At 61.1% G+C, this 17,025-nt stretch carries 14 protein-coding genes; 11 read left to right on the plus strand and 3 right to left on the minus strand.

Annotation, left to right across the window (positions count from 1 at the left end; translation table 11 throughout):
• Positions 1-48: 48 nt before the first annotated feature.
• The 5 genes from ACYQ14_RS09275 to ACYQ14_RS09295 all read left to right on the plus strand — a co-directional run bounded on the left by ACYQ14_RS09275 (position 49) and on the right by ACYQ14_RS09295 (position 6,519).
• Positions 49-1,719 (plus strand): ABC transporter substrate-binding protein, encoded by a 1,671-nt coding sequence (locus ACYQ14_RS09275; protein WP_459887340.1) that lies wholly within the window; start codon positions 49-51, stop codon positions 1,717-1,719.
• 82 nt (positions 1,720-1,801) lie between these two features.
• A complete protein-coding gene (locus ACYQ14_RS09280) occupies positions 1,802-2,800 on the plus strand; it encodes an ABC transporter permease (RefSeq protein ID WP_459887342.1) in 999 nt (332 codons plus the stop codon).
• Between the two features lie 2 nt (positions 2,801-2,802).
• Entirely contained in the window at positions 2,803-3,798 is a 996-nt protein-coding gene (locus ACYQ14_RS09285; RefSeq protein WP_459887344.1) for an ABC transporter permease, read from the plus strand.
• Positions 3,799-3,800: 2 nt separating this feature from the next.
• A complete protein-coding gene (locus ACYQ14_RS09290) occupies positions 3,801-4,922 on the plus strand; it encodes an ABC transporter ATP-binding protein (protein ID WP_459887346.1) in 1,122 nt (373 codons plus the stop codon).
• The gene (locus ACYQ14_RS09295) at positions 4,915-6,519 is read left to right on the plus strand and encodes an ABC transporter ATP-binding protein (RefSeq protein WP_459887348.1); all 1,605 of its coding nucleotides are present in this window, start codon (positions 4,915-4,917) and stop codon (positions 6,517-6,519) included. The genes ACYQ14_RS09290 and ACYQ14_RS09295 overlap by 8 nt, the downstream gene beginning before the upstream one ends.
• Before the next feature lie 153 nt (positions 6,520-6,672).
• Here the strand turns inward: ACYQ14_RS09295 and ACYQ14_RS09300 are convergent, their stop codons facing one another.
• On the minus strand, positions 6,673-6,951 hold the full coding sequence (locus ACYQ14_RS09300; RefSeq protein ID WP_459887350.1) for a hypothetical protein: 279 nt from the start codon (positions 6,949-6,951) through the stop codon (positions 6,673-6,675).
• A gap of 80 nt (positions 6,952-7,031) precedes the next feature.
• Positions 7,032-7,529 carry a DUF7974 family protein gene (locus tag ACYQ14_RS09305; protein ID WP_459887351.1) on the minus strand — a complete coding sequence of 166 codons (498 nt, stop codon included), beginning with the start codon at positions 7,527-7,529 and terminating at the stop codon, positions 7,032-7,034.
• 301 nt (positions 7,530-7,830) lie between these two features.
• Here ACYQ14_RS09305 and ACYQ14_RS09310 point away from each other — a divergent pair, with 301 nt between their 5' ends.
• Positions 7,831-8,691: an EamA family transporter gene (locus tag ACYQ14_RS09310; protein ID WP_459890032.1), complete on the plus strand. Its 861-nt coding sequence runs from the start codon at positions 7,831-7,833 to the stop codon at positions 8,689-8,691.
• A gap of 126 nt (positions 8,692-8,817) precedes the next feature.
• Here the strand turns inward: ACYQ14_RS09310 and ACYQ14_RS09315 are convergent, their stop codons facing one another.
• Positions 8,818-9,246 (minus strand): universal stress protein, encoded by a 429-nt coding sequence (locus ACYQ14_RS09315; protein WP_459887354.1) that lies wholly within the window; start codon positions 9,244-9,246, stop codon positions 8,818-8,820.
• Positions 9,247-9,433: 187 nt separating this feature from the next.
• Between ACYQ14_RS09315 and ACYQ14_RS09320 the strand changes: the two genes are divergently transcribed.
• The 5 genes from ACYQ14_RS09320 to ACYQ14_RS09340 all read left to right on the plus strand — a co-directional run bounded on the left by ACYQ14_RS09320 (position 9,434) and on the right by ACYQ14_RS09340 (position 16,911).
• Positions 9,434-10,777, plus strand: coding sequence for a 2-hydroxycarboxylate transporter family protein (locus ACYQ14_RS09320; protein WP_459887356.1), 1,344 nt, complete (start codon positions 9,434-9,436; stop codon positions 10,775-10,777).
• Positions 10,778-11,258: 481 nt separating this feature from the next.
• Complete coding sequence (locus ACYQ14_RS09325) at positions 11,259-12,806, plus strand: ABC transporter substrate-binding protein (protein ID WP_459887358.1); 1,548 nt, start codon at positions 11,259-11,261, stop codon at positions 12,804-12,806.
• 15 nt (positions 12,807-12,821) lie between these two features.
• Positions 12,822-13,766, plus strand: a complete 945-nt coding sequence (gene nikB / locus ACYQ14_RS09330; RefSeq protein ID WP_459887360.1) for a nickel ABC transporter permease — start codon at positions 12,822-12,824, stop codon at positions 13,764-13,766.
• On the plus strand, positions 13,763-14,659 hold the full coding sequence (gene nikC, locus ACYQ14_RS09335; protein ID WP_459887362.1) for a nickel transporter permease: 897 nt from the start codon (positions 13,763-13,765) through the stop codon (positions 14,657-14,659). Before nikB ends, nikC begins: the two co-directional genes overlap by 4 nt.
• Positions 14,660-14,661: 2 nt before the next feature.
• The gene (locus ACYQ14_RS09340; protein ID WP_459887364.1) at positions 14,662-16,911 is read left to right on the plus strand and encodes a dipeptide ABC transporter ATP-binding protein; all 2,250 of its coding nucleotides are present in this window, start codon (positions 14,662-14,664) and stop codon (positions 16,909-16,911) included.
• Positions 16,912-17,025: the final 114 nt, after the last annotated feature.

The raw sequence follows: 17,025 nt of genomic DNA on the forward strand, positions 1-17,025 counted from the left end.
TGCTCTACCAAAACATATATAGTGAAATATTGCACCATCTATGCTAGAATGGCGAAAAAGCTATCAGACCTTTCGCGGCGGCGGGTGCTCGCCTCCGGTGTTGCAGCTTCTGCTGCGGCGTTTGCGGGGTGTATCGGTGGAAACGGTGACGACGACGGAGACGGTGAGATTCTCGATCCGGAAGACTACGACTACGACCGAGAAGAGCCAGACGACCCGGACGCCGTTCGAGACAGTTCGATGACCTACACGCAGGAACTCGAGCGGGCCGAGGACTTCGATCCGGTCGTCTCGAACGACGCCTACAGCATGCAGATCGCGATGCTGATCTACGACGGGCTCTACGAGTACGACTACGATCTAGAGCTACAGCCGAAGGTAGCAGTCGACTATCCGGACGTCGAAAACGACGGAACGCGATACCTCTACGAGATTCACGATGGGATCGAGTTCCACGACGGAACCGAGCTGACGGCCTCGGATGTCGCCCACTCGTTCCGCGCTCCCGTCGAAGAGGAAACGCCGAACATCTCCTCCTACGACATGATCGACGATATCGAGGTAATCGACGACCTCCAACTGCAGGTCGATCTCCAGCATCCGTACGGTCCGTGGGAGACGATGAGTCAGGCCGTCGAGATCGTTCCCGAAGACACTCGAACCGACGACCGAGACGAGTTCAACACGAACCCGGTCGGCTCTGGGCCGTTCATGTGGAGTGACTTCGAGTACAACGAGTACGTCGAACTCGAGCGCAACGACGACTACTGGGACGAGCCCGAACCGCTCATGGAAGCGATTCGGTTCGAAGACAACGTCGACGATCCAGGTCGGGTCAGCGACGTGCTAAGCGGCGGAACCGACGCGATCGGAGACATTCCGAACGACGACTGGGACAACCTCGAGGACGACGACGACATTCGCGTCCACGTTTCCGAAAGCCCGTCCGTCACGTACGTCTATTTCAACTGCAACGAGGGAGCAGGGACGGCGATCCCCGAAGTCCGACGGGCAATTGCACACTCGTTCTCGATGACGGACTACGTCGAGACGTACCTGAACAATTCGGCGATGCCGATCGTGACGCCGACATCGCCCATCTCGAACGAGCTGTGGGACTTCCCGCTCGACGAGTGGGAAGAGGCCTACCCCGAGTACGATCCGGATCTCGCCCAGGAATTACTCGACGAGCACGCGCCGGACGACTGGAACCCGACGTTCCTCGCGCCGGACGACGAGCGAGCGACGCTCGCAGAACGCGTCGCCTCGCGGCTCGACGAAATCGGCTACGACATGGAGGTCCAGACGCGACAGTTCAGCCAGATGCTCGATGAGACGATCTACAGCGACGGCGACCCGGACGATTACGAAGCGTACATCGTCGGCTGGACGGGGGGTCCGGATCCGGACTACTACCTGTACCCCAACTTCCACGAGAGCCAGGAAAGTACCAATCAGGGGCACTTCTACGAGGGAGAGGGCGACTTCCACGACAAGATCCTCGAAGCGCGCGAATCCGCCGACCAAGAGGAGCGCGAACAGCTCTACATCGAGCTCATCGACGAGGTTATCGAGCAGCTACCGGCTCTGCCAGCCTACACCGAACACAACTCGATGGCCACTGCGGAGTACGTCAAGGACATGCACGTCCACCCGCAGATGCAGTACAACCCGAACATCGTCTCGGACGGCAGTAACGTCTGGGTCGACGACGACTGATCGACGTACCGCAGTCCAACCGCAACTGATTTCGGGCAATATTTAGCTGTCGTTCCACGAAAGACTTGCACACACACTTTCGATGAGACTACTTCGATACACGATCTACCGACTCGTTCAATCGATCCCTGTTCTGATCGGGATTACGCTTATTACGTTTATTCTTGCGAATCTCGCACCCGGAGACCCGGTGCAGTTGATGCTCCACGGACAGGAAGTCGACGAGGACCTCGTCAGGACGGTCGAAGAACGATACGGCCTCGATCAACCGCTCCACGAGCGGTATCTCAACTACATGGCTGGCTTGGTACAGGGCGATTTCGGACACAGCATTCACCGCGACCGACCGGTACGCGATCTGATGCTCGACCGAATCGGACCGACGCTCTTGCTCGTCCTTTCGGCGTACGTGTTCGCAATCGTGACGTCGATCCCGCTCGGCATTCTGGCCGCCAAGCGACGAAACGAGCCCGCGGACCACATTTCGCGAATCGTCGCGCTGTTCGGGGTCAGCACGCCGTCGTTCTGGATCGGCATCATGCTGATCGTGATCTTCTCGGTCACTCTCGGCGTACTTCCCTCGAGCGGGCTCGTCTATCCGTGGCGGACACCCGCCGATACGAGCTTTTTCGGGTATCTCACCCACTTCTATGACGTGTTACGGCATCTCCTGTTGCCGATGATCGCACTCGGTACGCTCCAGATGGCGACGTTGATGCGCGTCGAGCGAACGCAGATGATCAACTCGTTACAGGGAGAGTACGTCAAACTCGCGCGAGCGTACGGCGTTCCGGAGCGGCGTGTTCTCCGAAAGCACGCCTTCAAGCCCGCGCAGTTGCCGATCATCACCATTATCGGCCTCAACCTCTCGACGGCCCTCGGCGGAGCCGTCCTCATCGAGTACGTGTTCAACATCAACGGCATGGGCCGGCTGTTGATCGAGGCGATTCAGGAGTTAGACTATCAGCTCATCATGGGAATCACGATCGTGATCGGATTCATCTTCGTGATCGGCGTCATCATCACTGACATTTCCTACGCCTACATCGATCCGCGAGTGACCTACGGGGAGGAAGAATAATCATGTCCATCGAATCACAGAGCGAAGTCGGCGACGGTTCGGGAGGCGGCGCTGAGAACCAGTACGGCTGGCGCTATACGATCTCGAAAGTCCTAGAAGACACGACTGCACGCTGGGGACTGTACGTCGTCTGTGTGGTCCTGTTCATCTCCGCGTACACGGCGATCGACAGCAACCTATCGGTCATCACGTTCGGGCGAGTGTCCGACTTTACGTTTGCGGAAGCGCTCCCGCTTCTCGAGGATCCAGAGCGGATCCCGCCGCCGGGAGAGACGGACGGACACCAGCCGCCGGTGTTCCACGCCGACGGCTCGATGGCCCACCCGCTCGGAACCGACCCCGACGGACGGGATTATCTCAGCCGTATCGTCTACGGGGCGCAAGTGTCCGTCAGCGTCGGGATTTTCTCGACGCTCATCGGTCTGGTCGGCGGGACGATCATCGGCGCGATCGCCGGTTACTACGGCGGCATCGTCGACGACATCCTGATGCGATCCGTCGAAATCGTCTACGCCATCCCACCGCTGGTCCTCATCATCGTCTTTACGGTGTTGATCAGCGGCGGAAGTCCGGACATTCAGTTCGCCATTGTCGGGGTGGGGATCGCGTTCATACCGGTGTTTGCCAGGATCATCCGAAGCGAAGTGTTGAGCGTCCGTGAGATGGACTACATCGAAGCGGCGCGTGCCTCAGGCGTGAAAGACCGCAACATCATCCTCAGACACATCATCCCGAACAGTTTCGCACCCGTCATGGTGTATGCGACCCTACAGATCGGTGTGACGATCCTGATCGTCGCGGGGCTCTCCTTCCTCGGATACGGAGCCCAACCGCCGACGCCGGACTGGGGCGAGATGCTCCGAGTGTCTCACGGCCACATGCTCTCGAACATCTGGCTCTCGATCTGGCCCGGACTCGCAATCTTGATCACGATTATGGGGTTCAATCTCCTCGGCGACGGCATCCAGGACGCGCTCGATCCCCAAATTGACGACTAACAATGACTGAACCACTCCTACGCGTCGAGAATCTCAAGACGCAGTTCTTCACGGAAACAGGCACAGTGCGCGCGGTAGACGGAATATCGTTCGAAGTCAACGAGGGCGAAATTGTTGGGCTGGTCGGCGAAAGCGGGGCCGGCAAGAGCGTCGCCTCGATGAGTCTGATGCGACTCATCGATAGCCCGGGCGAAATCGTCGGCGGGGAAATCACCTACAACGGCGAGACGATCTTCGGCCTCGAGGAAGGCCCCGACGGGGAACTTCGCGAACGGGAGGATATGCTCTCTCCCGAACGGATGCGCCGGGAGATCCGCGGGAACGAAATCGCGGTCATCTTTCAGGATCCGATGGAGTCGCTGAACCCGGTGTTTACCGTCGGCGGACAGCTTCGGGAGTTCATCGAACTCAACCGCGACCTCGAGGGGGCGGCGGCCAAGGAGGAAGCGATCGAGATGCTTCGAGAGGTCGGCATCCCCGATCCGGAAGAGCGCTACGAGGAGTATCCCCACCAGTTCTCCGGCGGGATGCGCCAGCGGGTGCTCATCGCGATGGCGCTGGCCTGCGAACCGAACCTGATCATCGCCGACGAGCCGACGACGGCCCTCGATGTCACCGTCGAAGGCCAGATTCTGGATCTCGTCGACGATCTACAAGAGAAGTACGGCACGAGCTTCATCTGGGTCACCCACGACCTCGGCGTCGTCGCCGAGATTTGCGACCGAGTAAACGTCATGTATCTCGGGGAAATCGTCGAGCAAGCGCCCGTCGACGAGCTCTTTTACGAGACCAGCCATCCCTACACCAACGCGCTGTTGAACTCGATGCCCCGACCCGATCGAACGGTCGAGGAACTCGAGCCGATCGAGGGCATGATGCCGGAGGCGATCAACCCGCCGTCGGGCTGTCGGTTCCATCCGCGCTGTCCCGACGCAAAGGAAGTCTGTACGCGCGTTCACCCGGACCCGAAGGTCGTCGACACCGTCGACGGTGACCCGCACCGGTCGGCCTGTCTCAAGCGCGACGCCTTCGACGTCGGCTACGACGAGAGCCCGCCGATCGACGCCGAACCGGACGTGGTTGCGGCCGCCGGAAGCGGAACCGGAGGTGAGGACGATGAGTGATTCGGTCGGAAGTCAGGACGTACCACCCCAGGAGGAAGAACGCATCGAGATGGGCGAGACGGTGCTCGAGGTCGACAGCTTGAAAAAGCACTTCGGCTCGGATTCCGGACTGCTCGCGGGCCTCAAGTTCGACCCCGGATCGTTCCCGCCGTTTAGCACCGGGACGGACCAGGTCAAGGCCGTCGACGACGTCTCGTTCGATATCGAGAAGGGGGAAACACTCGGTCTCGTCGGCGAATCCGGCTGCGGGAAGAGTACGCTCGGACGGACCATACTCCGACTGCTCGAGCCGACCGACGGGAGCATCGAGTTCAAGGGAGAGGATCTCGCGGAACTGAGCGGGGAACGTCTCCGCCAGAAGCGCTCGGAGATCCAGATGATCTTTCAGGATCCCCAATCGTCACTCGACCCCCGTATGAAAGTCGGGCAGATCGTCGAGGAGCCGATGAAGGCCCACGGCATGCCGGAGTCGGATCCGGAGGTCGAAACGACGGCCGAAGTCGAAGCGACCGAACTATCGGAACCGGTCGAGGTCGAGGTTGCCGACGATATCGACATGGTGGTCGATCCGGAGAACGAGGTTGCGACCGTTCCGGTCCGGGTGACTCGAGACGCGGACGGCGAGATTACCGCGAGCGTCCCGGATCAGCTGGAGGCGGACGTTACGGTGTCGGGAGAGGGGACGATTCACGTCGACGTCTCCGTCGCGGCGTCGAAGGATACGCTCCGACGGGATCGCGCCGAGTTCCTGCTCGACAAAGTAGGGCTCGACTCCAATCACTACAACCGGTATCCACACGAGTTCTCCGGTGGCCAGCGCCAGCGGGTCAACCTGGCTCGAGCGCTGTCGGTCGATCCCGACTTCATCGTCTGTGACGAACCCGTTTCGGCGCTGGACGTCTCGATTCAGGCCCAGGTGCTGAACACGATGGAGGAGCTTCAGGAGGAGTTCGGCCTGACCTACCTCTTTATCGCCCACGACCTCTCGGTGATTCGCCACATTTCCGACCGCGTGGCGGTGATGTACCTCGGACACATCGTCGAACTCGCCGACAAGACGGAGCTGTTCGAGAATCCACAGCATCCCTACACGGAGGCGTTGCTCGAGTCGATCCCCGTCCCCGATCCGCGAGACGAGGGGGCTCGAGGCGTACTCGAGGGCGAAGTGCCGAGCCCGATCGACCCGCCGTCGGGCTGTCGGTTCCGGACACGGTGTCCGAAGCTGATCGCGCCCGACGCCTACGAGTTCGCCGAGCGAGAGTGGGAGGCGACGCGGGCGTTCATGCGCGCAGTCAAGCGCCGGACGTTCGAACCGGCACACGAGTCGGAGATCCGCGAGCGGTTCTTCGGGGATATCTCTCCGAGAGGCGAAGCAGGCGAAATCGTCGACGAAGCGATCCGACTCGTCGCGACGGGACGAGAAGATCAGGACGAACTCGAACCGGATGAGACTCGAGAAGCGTGGACCGAGGCGACCGAACTGCTACTCGAGAGCTTCGCCGAGGAGAGCATCTGTGCACAGGAGCGTCCGAGCTACGAGTTCGAGTCAGAACACAGCGATGAGACACACTTCGCCGCCTGTCACCTCCACCGGTAATGGCTCCACCGGTACGCCTCGAAGTGCAATCAGACCGCCACTTCGAGGAGTTTCGTGGATATCCGACTTCTAGTCGAAGCGATACCGACAAGACACGACTCGACTCGAGAAGAGTAGTGAGATCGTGGAAAACGCACGATCTGGCGCGACGTTCTACAGCGATCGACGATAGCCACACATCGGACAGTGTAGCGTTCCGTCCGTGACGAGGAGGTTGACTCGACTACAGCGCCCGCAGGGTCCGCTCACCGTAACGTCCGCTTCGCGGGCGACGGCTCGAACCGTGTTTTGAAGCACTGTGAGACGTCGTTCCGTCGCCTCGAGGCGTTCCGTGACCTGCTCGAGTTGGGCGCGACGAGCGCGGTCACCCGTTCGCTCGCGTTGTCGCTCTTGGGGGTAGGTTTCTCGAGGTGTCATCGGGTCATCGGACACAGTACGTCGTCAGAGAATAAAACCGTGCTGTGAGGTGCTCTCGGTCGAGAAAATCGGCGGCGACTGACAGTCACGAGGCCTCACTCGAGCGTGATCGTCGTCGTATCGCTCGGATCGTGTTCTCCCCGTGTCGCGACGAACACGCGAATTTCGTGTTCGCCCGGCTCGGGACGGACCGATTCGTGTCGACCACGAGTGTACTCGAGTCGGCCGTTCCAGACGAACGAAACGCGTTTTCGTTCGCCGCCCCGGAACCGGAACGTCGAGGGGGACGATCGAGTGTAGAGCCGCTCGTCGCTCGCCTCGAGAAAGCCGTCGACGCTCCATCCCCACCGGCGTTGGCTCGGCGTCGCGAGTTCGACCGGAACCGGAAGCCGGTTCTTGAACTCGGCGGTTACCTCGACGGAGTCGCCGCGTTCGTACACATCCCGGTCAGTCGAGACGGAGACGACGACCGCCCGTCTAGCGAGCGCTGCGGGAACGAACGGGGAAAGGTATCTCGAGAGCGTATACCGCGAGGAGTCGACACCGTACTCGTCGGCGTCGTTTCCCCGGCCTCGAGGGCGACGGCCCACCATCGACTGTGGGTCAGCAGTCGACGAATAAAGGATTGGTCATTATCTCGCTCCTCGAGCGGGAGAGGGCAACACGAAAAAAACGGGTGCGAGGGCAACATCAGAAAGCGCGTGCGAGGGCAACATCCAAAAGTGCGTTCAGGGCAACATCCGGGAACAGGCGCGGGAACCAGCGTCCGGAAGGGGAACACTAATTCGACTCGTCTCCCCACCCTCCGACGATGGACTCGACTCGAGCGACGATCGGTGCGCCGAAGCGTGGTCTGCCGTGACGGGGGCCGCTCCCGAGGCCGTCGCTCTCGCGATGCTCACGGCGCTTTTCTGGGGGTTCTCTCCGATCTTCGACAAACGCGGCATGGCCGCGGGCGGGGATTCGGTTCAGGCATCGCTGGTCGTCGTGCTCGTCGACTCGGCCGTTTACTGGCTCCTCATTAGCGTCCTTTACGGCCGGAGCGCGTTTTCAGGGCTAACGCTCGAGGTCGCCGCCGTCTTCGTTTTCGCGGGCGTCATCGGAACGGGCATCGGTCGAATCGCGATCTTCGTCGGCGTCGACAAGGTCGGCGCGAGTCTCAACAGCGCGATCTTGAGCACGCGGCCGCTGTTCGCGACGCTGATCGCGCTGGTCGTCCTCGAGGAGCCGTTCGGGCCGATAACCGGCCTCGGGATCGTCGTGATCGTGATCGGCCTGTCGGTGCTTACGACCTCGAGGGGCGGCGATCTGGCAGGCTGGGAACCACGAGACCTCCTCTGGCCCCTCGCCGCCGCGGTGACGTTCGCCGTCGCCAACGTCGCCCGCCGGTACGGCATGCTCGAGAGCCCGATTTCGGCGCTCGAGGCGGTGGCGATAAACGAGACGGCAGGGCTGGTCGCACTCGTCGCGTTCGCACTCGCCACGAATCGGCGAAAAATCCTCTCGCGGCCGCGAGAGAGTTACACCTATTTCGTCGGTGCCGGGCTCCTAACGAGCGTCGCGATGTTGTCGCTGATGGCCGCGCTGGGACTCGAGGGGGGCCGAATCGCCATCGTGGATCCGCTGGTCGCGACCGCACCGTTTTTCACCCTCGTGTTCGCGGCCGTGTTACTCCGGGATCTCGAGCGGGTGACGAGAGGCGTCGTCGTCGGTGCCGGACTGATCGTCGTCGGCGCGGTGATGGTGACGATCTGAGCGGGAATAGGCCTCCGAAAGCGAAAATCGAGGACTATCATCGATTCCGAACCCAATCACGAGCAGGTAGGGCGTGAAAACGGTAGTAATCAGCCGTCAGGACATGAGAACGGTAGTAGCCAGCCGTCAGGACGTGAGAACGGTGACCGGGCCGTCGAACTCGAGAATCACCGATTGTGCAACGTCACCGAAAATAGCCTTTCCAGCGGGCGACCGGCCTTTTCCGCTCACGAAGATATGATCACACTCTCGTTCCGCCGCGATCTCCAGAACGTCGTCTGGAATCCGTCCGACGACTTCGCGAACCGTATACGGAATGTCCGAACCGAAGACCTCGTCCGCGAGGTCCGCCGCGTCCGCCTGTCTGGTTCGCTTTATTTCCTCGAGGGTTCGATCCGGTCTGGCCTGACGTTTTAGTTCGTTCTGGATTCGGTCGGCATCTATTGAAACACAGACGAGCACCTCCTTTTCGGTTCCCGTGACGTGTTCTGCTGCCGTCTTGAAAAGTGTCTCATCGATCGCATCTCCAGTCTGTACGATCAGTACGTTCTCCATAGCACACAATTATCAGCGCATTAGGAAAAACTATCTTTTGAGAGGGAGAAGTCGAAATTGCGGAGAAACTGATTTTGGGACCATCTATACCCGATTCTCAGTCTTTTTATTCAAATACACATGGTAAATAACCATATTCTCTTCAATCGGAATCTCTTAATGCTATGGGTTGACAGTGCTAATGTGAATGTACAATACGATTAATCAATATTGGAACAATTCAGAATCATCTCTCCTCCGAGCGGAGATTGCCTACGGCGTCCCGCTATATATTTACCTTCCACTGCTTCTCACCGTACTCACCGCCGTCTTCACCGGCGACCTTCCGGACGATATGGTCGGCGCGACGGCCTTTTTGCTCGTCATATCGGGGATCACCGTCTTTATCGGCGATCGAGTTCCGGTCTGGCGCACGTGGTTCGGCGGCGGACTCGTTCTCTGTCTCGTGTTGGGACTGCTGATAAACTACTACTCGCTGATCCCCGCGGAGTCGTACCAGACCATCGAGGGCTTCCTGCAGGATAGCTCGAACATGCTCGACTGGTTCATCGCCGCGTTGATTACGGGAAGCATCCTCTCGATGCCGCGGTCGTATCTGGTCAAGGCGCTCCCGATATACGCCCCAGCCGTCGTTGGTGGGCTGGTCGTCGCCGCGTTGACGGCCTACGTTTCGGGGGCGATCCTGGGCTACGGCGGACTGGATGCACTGCTAACAATACTGATCCCGGTCTTCGGGGGTGGGATGGGTGCGGGCGGGATCCCGTTGAGCGAAATCTACGCGAGCGAGACGGGGACAAGCTTCGAACAGATGTTCTCGATCATCGCTCCCGTGATCATCCTCGGCAATATGGCCGGAATCCTCTTTGCCGCGGTCGCGAACCGAATCGGGAAGGTTCGCCCGTCGCTGAGCGGCGACGGCGTCGTCATGCCCGAAGAAAAGTGGATGCCAGAATCCGGTTCCGAGACCGAAGATTCCGGCGTCGAGCTCACCGAAAACACGATCGTCACGGGGTGGATGATCGCGATGGGGCTGTTGATACTCGGCTATCTGTTCGCGAACATCATCCCGATTCACCCGTTCGCGATCATGATCCTGTTCGCGGTTGGAATCAAGGTTTCACAGGTGTTTCCGGATCGGTTAGAAGACGGTGCGGGCCACTTCTATGACTTCATGGTCGCGGGATTCGTCGGCCCGCTTTTGCTCGCGATCGGAATGGCGCTCATCGATATCGACGTCCTCATCGAGATGATCACGCCGACGTACTTCGCCATCGTGATCCTCGTCGTCATCGGTGGCGCGGTCGGTGCCGCATTCGTCGGCTACCTCTTTGGCATGTTCCCGATCGAGGCGGCCCTCTGTGGCGGCCTCTGTATGGTCAACATGGGCGGGTCGGGCGATGTCGCGACCCTCGCGGCCGCCGAACGAATGGAATTGATGGCGTTCGCACAGATGTCCTCGAGACTCGGCGGAGCGCTGATGCTCCTGATCGGGCAGGCCGCGGTTACGATATGGGGGTCGATTCTGCTGTAGGAACATTCAGGATCCACTCCTCGAGAACATCGTTCTGTATCCAGGCACAGTCACAAATTCCGGCATTCGTTTGGCTCTTTTAGCACCCTTTTTCGAGCGGTCGAACGACCGATTTTGAGCTACGACGCAGTGGAACACGGCCTGCAGTTCGTTAGTAGGGGTGTCGTTCTCGACGGAAACGACTCGGCGAACATTGGTTAGTACGTTCGCCGATAGTAGCCTTGAACGTTCTTCGTGGATCCGTCGCCCACCTGTGAGTTCTTCCGCCGTTCGGACATCGTGAGCGGTGATCGATCGGTAGCTTTACAATCTAGCTTTCACTACTGAAAACTGAGTTTCATGGTTGCCGCTATCGACGGTCAATCGCTTCGTCTCGTTGAGCCCACCCGCAGTGAATTCACACCAAACGGCCCTGGTTATAATTACACCACTATTCAAATTAGCAAATCTTATTAATAGACATCCATATCTTATGAAAACGATGAACTCGACAATATCACGTCGTCAGTTGCTTGGTGGAATCGGTGCCGCCGCAGTTTCAGGACTCGCGGGTTGTGCGGAAGGGAGTACGGACGAGCCGGGAACGTTTACGATCGTTCCGCACATGGACCCGACCGGAGCCGGCGATTCGTGGGACAACTGGGGCGGTATGAGCCCCTACTGGACGCGAGTCGTCGAACCGCTCGTCTGGGGAACTAAAGACATGCAGCCCGAGCCGTGGCTGGCGACCGACTGGGAAGCGGCCGGCGACACCACCTGGGTGTTCGAGCTGCGCGAGGGAGTCAGCTTCCACAATGGTGAGGAGATGACCGCCGACGACGTGGTCACGACGTTCGAGGACGACATCCTGACCGAGCGTGGCGACGTCGTTTACGGCTGGCTCCACCTCGAGCCAAACAGCGTCGAAAAGATCGACGACTACACCGTCGAGTTCGAAAACACCGAACCGTTCCCCGGGTTTCCCGGAACGATCGCTCACAACATGATCGACATCCATCCGCCCGAAGCGGAGCCGAGGGCGGGGAACGTCATCGGAACCGGCCCGTTCACCTTGGAGGAGATCGACAACGGCCAACAACTCGAGGTTGCGGCGTTCGAGGACTACTGGGGTGGCGAACCAGGTCCGGACGGCCTCACGTTCCGAGCGGCCGAAGACGCGACGACGCGGACGAACCTCCTCGAGTCGGGGGATGTCGATATCATCTACGACCCCGCCAAGAGTCGCGTCTCCTCGTTCCGAGAGGACGACGACATCGCCCTCGAGGCCGAACAGTCGCCGGGCTCGACGTACGTCTCGATCAACCTCTACAACGAGCCGACCGACGACGCGGCGCTCCGGCAGGCGCTGAACCACGCGATTTCGCAGGAGGAGATCGTCGACTCGTTGCTCGAGGGGATCGGCATCGCGGCCGGCGGCCCCATCTCGACGGTGATCGACTGGGCCGCAGACGAGGAACTGCCGAGCTACGAACGGGATCACGACGCCGCGCGAGAGCTCGTCGACGAGTCGAGCTACGACGGGGAAGCGCTGTCCTGTCTCGTCGAAAACGACATGGACGACGGCGGTCTCATCGCCCAGCGACTCGACTCAGAGTTCGACGACATCGGCGTCGACATCGACGTCGAAGTGCTCGAGCAGGCCTCCCTTGACGACCGCGTCGACAGCGGCGAGTTCCACCTCAGGATCAGAGGATCGCAGTCGAACAGTCCGGCGGCCGACTACCTCATGTGGGAAAATTTCCACTCGCTGGGCATCAGCAACATAGATCGACACGAAAACGAGGGAACTGGCCTCCACAACCTCGGTGGAGCGGTCGATGAGCTGATCGAGACGGGATTCCAGTCTCGAGAGCCCGACGAGAAAGAGACGGCGTATGTCGAGGCACAACGACAGATCATGGAGGAAGCGGTCGTCATCCCGCTTTACTTCCAGGAGTACGTCGTCGCCGCCGACGCCGCCATCGAAGGAATCGGCCACCACCCCATCGATCGACTCACCGAGTGGACCGATCTTCGAAGAGAGTCGTAAGGAGCGAACCCACCGATGTACAACTACCTCGCATATCGCTTCGGAACGTCGCTCGCGGTCATGTTCGGCGTCTCGATCGTTACCTTCGGATTGGTCTTTTTGACACCCGGCGATCCGGCCGAGGTGATCCTCCGCCAGCGCCTCGAGCGCCAGCCCTCCCAACAGGAGATCGACGCTTTCCGTGCCGAACGGGGCTTGGACGAACCGGTTCCGATCCAGTATCTCGACTGGTTGAGCGGCGTGCTCCGGGGCGACCTCGGCTCGTCGTATTACACAGACACCGCCGTGTCGACGCTGCTCGTCGACGCGCTTCCGTTAACCCTCGAGTTGGCCGTCGTGTCGATGGCGGTCGCGCTCGTGATTGCGATCCCGACGGGCGTCCTGAGTGCCGTCCATCGAGGCTCCGCCGTCGACCACGCGAGCCAGTTCGGCGCGTTGGTCGGCGTCTCAATGCCGAACTTCTGGCTCGGCTACCTCCTCATCCTGGTCTTCTCGCTGACGCTCGGCGTTCTCCCGGTCGCCGGTGCGGGCAGTTACAGCCAACTCGTCTTGCCGGCGCTCACGCTCGGGACCGGAATGGCCGCCGTCGTAACGCGACTCGTCAGAACCTCGATGCTTGAGGTTCTCGAGGATCCGTACATCGACACGGCTCGGACGAAGGGGCTCCGAGAGCGGATCGTCGTCTACAAACACGCGTTCAGAAACGGGATTATTCCCGTCGTAACGATCGTCGGCCTCCAGTTCGGCTCGCTCCTCAACGGCGCGGTCGTCGTCGAAATCGTCTTCCAACGACCCGGGCTCGGCATGTTACTCGTCGACGCGGTCTTCGAGCGTAATTACCCCGTCGTCCAGGGGATCGCCCTGTTCACCGCCCTGATATTCGTCGCGACGAACCTGTTGGTCGACGCGAGCTATCGGTACCTCGATCCGCGCGTCTCCCTGGGTGGTGAAACGGCGTGAACGACCTGGTGGGTTCCCTCCGGACACGGTATCGAGACGTACGAACCTCTCGAGAACTCCGTGCGTTCCTCGCGGATCCGCTCAACATCGCGGGACTGGCTATCGTCGGAACGCTCGTCATCGCGGCCGTATTCGGCCCGCTGGTCGCCCCCTACGATCCGGCCGCTCAGGACGTTCCCAACCGGCTCCAGGGGCCCTCGCTCGCCCACCCGTTCGGGACCGACCAGCTCGGTCGAGACATCTTCTCGAGACTATTATACGGGGCGCGGCTTTCGCTCGGGATCGCCGTTTTGGTTACCGCGATCAGGCTCGTCCTCGGGACGACGATCGGGGTACTCGCGGGGTACGCGGGCGGCTGGATCGACGAACTGCTGATGCGACTCGTCGACGTTCAGCTCGCGTTTCCCGGGCTCGTCCTCGCGCTCGTGATAGCCGGGATCCTCGGCCCGAGCCTGCGAAACGTCATGATCGCACTCGCCGTCGTCGGCTGGGCGTCCTACGCCCGGGTCGTCCGGGCCAGCGTGCTCTCGACGAAAGAACGCGAGTTCGTCCAGGCGGCACAGCTGATGGGCGTCTCCCGGTTCCGAATCACGATCCGACACCTCCTGCCGAACGTCGCCAGCCCGGTCATCGTTTTGGCGACGTTGAACCTGGGAACTGTCATCCTCGGGACGGCCGGACTCTCGTTTATCGGCCTCGGCGCACAGCCGCCGACGCCCGAATGGGGGACGATGCTCTCGGCCGGCCGCCACTACCTCCGGGACGCCTGGTGGATCGCAAACATCCCGGGCGTCGCGATCATGCTCACCGTCCTCGGGTTCAACCTCCTCGGTGACGGACTCCGGGACATCCTCGATCCGAAACACGACGCGACGACCGAGAAAATCACGTAACTATGACCGAATTACTCACCGTCGAAAACCTCCACACGCAGTTTCAGACGCACGACGGAATCGTTCGCGCGGTCGACGGCGTCTCCTTTACCGTCGACCACGGCGAAATCGTTGGCGTCGTCGGCGAGAGCGGCTGTGGCAAGTCCGTCACCGCCCGCTCTATCGTCGGTCTCGAGGACCCCGGCGAGATCGTCCGGGGATCCGTCCAGATCGACGGGACCGAAGTCACCGACGCGTCGCCCCGGGAGCTTCGACGGCTTCGCGGCGACGCCGTCTCGATGGTGTTTCAGGACCCAACAGAGACGTTAAACCCCGTCTTCGATATCGGCGAACAGATTGCCGAATCGCTCAAGGTCCACGACGAACCGGACTCCCAGCGACTCCTCGACTACCTCCACGCTCCGCTGTTCAGCCGCCGGTCCGACTGGCGAGAAAAGCGCGACCGGGCGGTCGAACTCATGGAAGCGGTTGGGATCGCAAGTCCCGACGACCGCGTCGATGCGTATCCGCACGAACTCTCGGGTGGAATGCGCCAACGGGCCGGCCTCGCGATCGCACTCGCCTCGGAACCCGACCTCCTGATCGCCGACGAACCGACGACAGCGCTGGATACGACGACGCAGGCACAGATCCTCGAGCGACTTCGACGGCTCAACGACGAGCGCGGCCTCGCGATGGTCCTGATCAGCCATGACATCGGCGTCGTCGCCGACATCTGCGATCGAATCGTCGTGATGTACGCCGGCGAAGTGATGGAAACCGGCCCGACCGAACGCATCCTCGAGGACCCGCGCCATCCGTACACGCGAGCGTTACTCGAGTGTTTGACCCAGGAGTCAGAACGAAAGTCGTCCTTACCCACGATCGACGGATCGGTCCCCGACCTGCTCGAGGAGCGACCCGGCTGTTCGTTCGCGCCGCGTTGTCCCCATGCGACCGACTCGTGTCGAACCCGCGAGATACCACACGTGGAGATCGACGGAGCCACCGGCGGGACCGCGGCATGTGCCGAACCGATCGTGTTCGACTCGAGTCGAGCGGACGGAACTCGAGGCGGCAACTCGAATCGCTCAATGGGGAAACCCTTCCCCTCGATGGGGGAAACCGCCTCGAGTCGCGAGCGGTCGCGGACCGAACGGGCCGAGGAACGCTCCGGCGCGGAGCCCCTCGTCGAGTGCGACGGCGTCTCCAAGCGGTTCGATCTCGACGGCACGATCCTCGATCGGATCCTCGGGAACGAGCGAACCCTCACGGCGGTCTCCGACATCGATCTCGAGGTCCGTTCGGGAAAAACACTCGGCCTCGTCGGCGAAAGCGGGAGCGGGAAGTCGACGTTGGCCGGTCTCGTCGCCGGCCTCGAGACGCCGACGACGGGAGAGATTCGCATCGACAGCGCGCGAATGGGGGCGGTCGGCGAACGGTCGGCAGAGACCCTCGCAACCGTCGGATACGTGTTCCAGAATCCGAAATCGAGTATCAACCCGCGAATGACGGTCGAAGCGGCGATCGCCGAACCCATGCGCGCTCGGGGGTGGAGCGAACGCCGTCGGGAGGAACGCGTTGTAAAGCTGCTCGATCGCGTCGGATTGGCATCCGGCTACGCAAAGAGCTATCCTCACGAGCTTTCCGGGGGCCAGATTCAACGCGTCGCGATCGCCCGTGCGATCGCGCTCGATCCGGACCTTCTCGTCCTCGACGAACCCGTCTCGGCGCTCGACATTTCCGTGCAAGCGCGGATCCTTAACCTCCTGTTGGATCTCCAAGACGAACTCGGTCTCACGTACCTGCTCATCTCCCACGACCTCGACGTCGTCGAACACGTCGCGGACCGCATTGCCGTGATGTACCTCGGTGAGTTGATGGAAGTCGGCCCCGCCGCGCAGGTGTTCGGTCGGCCGACACACCCGTACACGGAGGCGTTACTCGAGGCGATTCCGTCGCTCGGAGAGGCGTCGAACGGAACCAGCCTCGAGGGCGAGATCCCCAGTCCCGTCTCGCCGCCCAGCGGCTGTGCGTTCCACACGCGGTGTCCGAGAGCGCAACCGGAGTGTGCGACAGTAGAACCCGACCATCGTCAGATCGGAGCGACGCGGTCGGCGTGTCACGTTCCGCTAACGGAGACCGGTTCCGCGGGAAGAACTGATTCCGAAGGAAAGACCGAGTCCACAGCAGGGACGGATTCGCAGTCGGACGACGGATCGTACGAAGAGCGCGACGGTACGGAAGCGGAATCCGATGTCACACCGACCTGACGATCGGATATGGTCCGAGGCCGATGGTCACACGAACGGGAACGATTCGCCGACAGGAGGTGTCAACGGCTATCGAACGGCTGATCGGCCACGGCGGCAACTTTCGCCAGCTTC

The organism is Halostagnicola bangensis (genome assembly GCF_054653435.1).

Excerpts from the sequence above, each read along its gene's own strand:
- ACYQ14_RS09275 (WP_459887340.1), top strand. The coding sequence starts at position 49 with ATGGCGAAAAAGCTATCAGACCTTTCGCGGCGGCGGGTGCTCGCCTCC.
- ACYQ14_RS09280 (WP_459887342.1), top strand. The coding sequence starts at position 1,802 with ATGAGACTACTTCGATACACGATCTACCGACTCGTTCAATCGATCCCT.
- ACYQ14_RS09285 (WP_459887344.1), top strand. The coding sequence starts at position 2,803 with ATGTCCATCGAATCACAGAGCGAAGTCGGCGACGGTTCGGGAGGCGGC.
- ACYQ14_RS09290 (WP_459887346.1), top strand. The coding sequence starts at position 3,801 with ATGACTGAACCACTCCTACGCGTCGAGAATCTCAAGACGCAGTTCTTC.
- ACYQ14_RS09295 (WP_459887348.1), top strand. The coding sequence starts at position 4,915 with ATGAGTGATTCGGTCGGAAGTCAGGACGTACCACCCCAGGAGGAAGAA.
- ACYQ14_RS09305 (WP_459887351.1), bottom strand. The coding sequence starts at position 7,529 with ATGGTGGGCCGTCGCCCTCGAGGCCGGGGAAACGACGCCGACGAGTAC.
- ACYQ14_RS09310 (WP_459890032.1), top strand. The coding sequence starts at position 7,831 with ATGCTCACGGCGCTTTTCTGGGGGTTCTCTCCGATCTTCGACAAACGC.
- ACYQ14_RS09315 (WP_459887354.1), bottom strand. The coding sequence starts at position 9,246 with ATGGAGAACGTACTGATCGTACAGACTGGAGATGCGATCGATGAGACA.
- ACYQ14_RS09320 (WP_459887356.1), top strand. The coding sequence starts at position 9,434 with ATGTACAATACGATTAATCAATATTGGAACAATTCAGAATCATCTCTC.
- ACYQ14_RS09325 (WP_459887358.1), top strand. The coding sequence starts at position 11,259 with ATGAACTCGACAATATCACGTCGTCAGTTGCTTGGTGGAATCGGTGCC.
- nikB (WP_459887360.1), top strand. The coding sequence starts at position 12,822 with ATGTACAACTACCTCGCATATCGCTTCGGAACGTCGCTCGCGGTCATG.
- ACYQ14_RS09340 (WP_459887364.1), top strand. The coding sequence starts at position 14,662 with ATGACCGAATTACTCACCGTCGAAAACCTCCACACGCAGTTTCAGACG.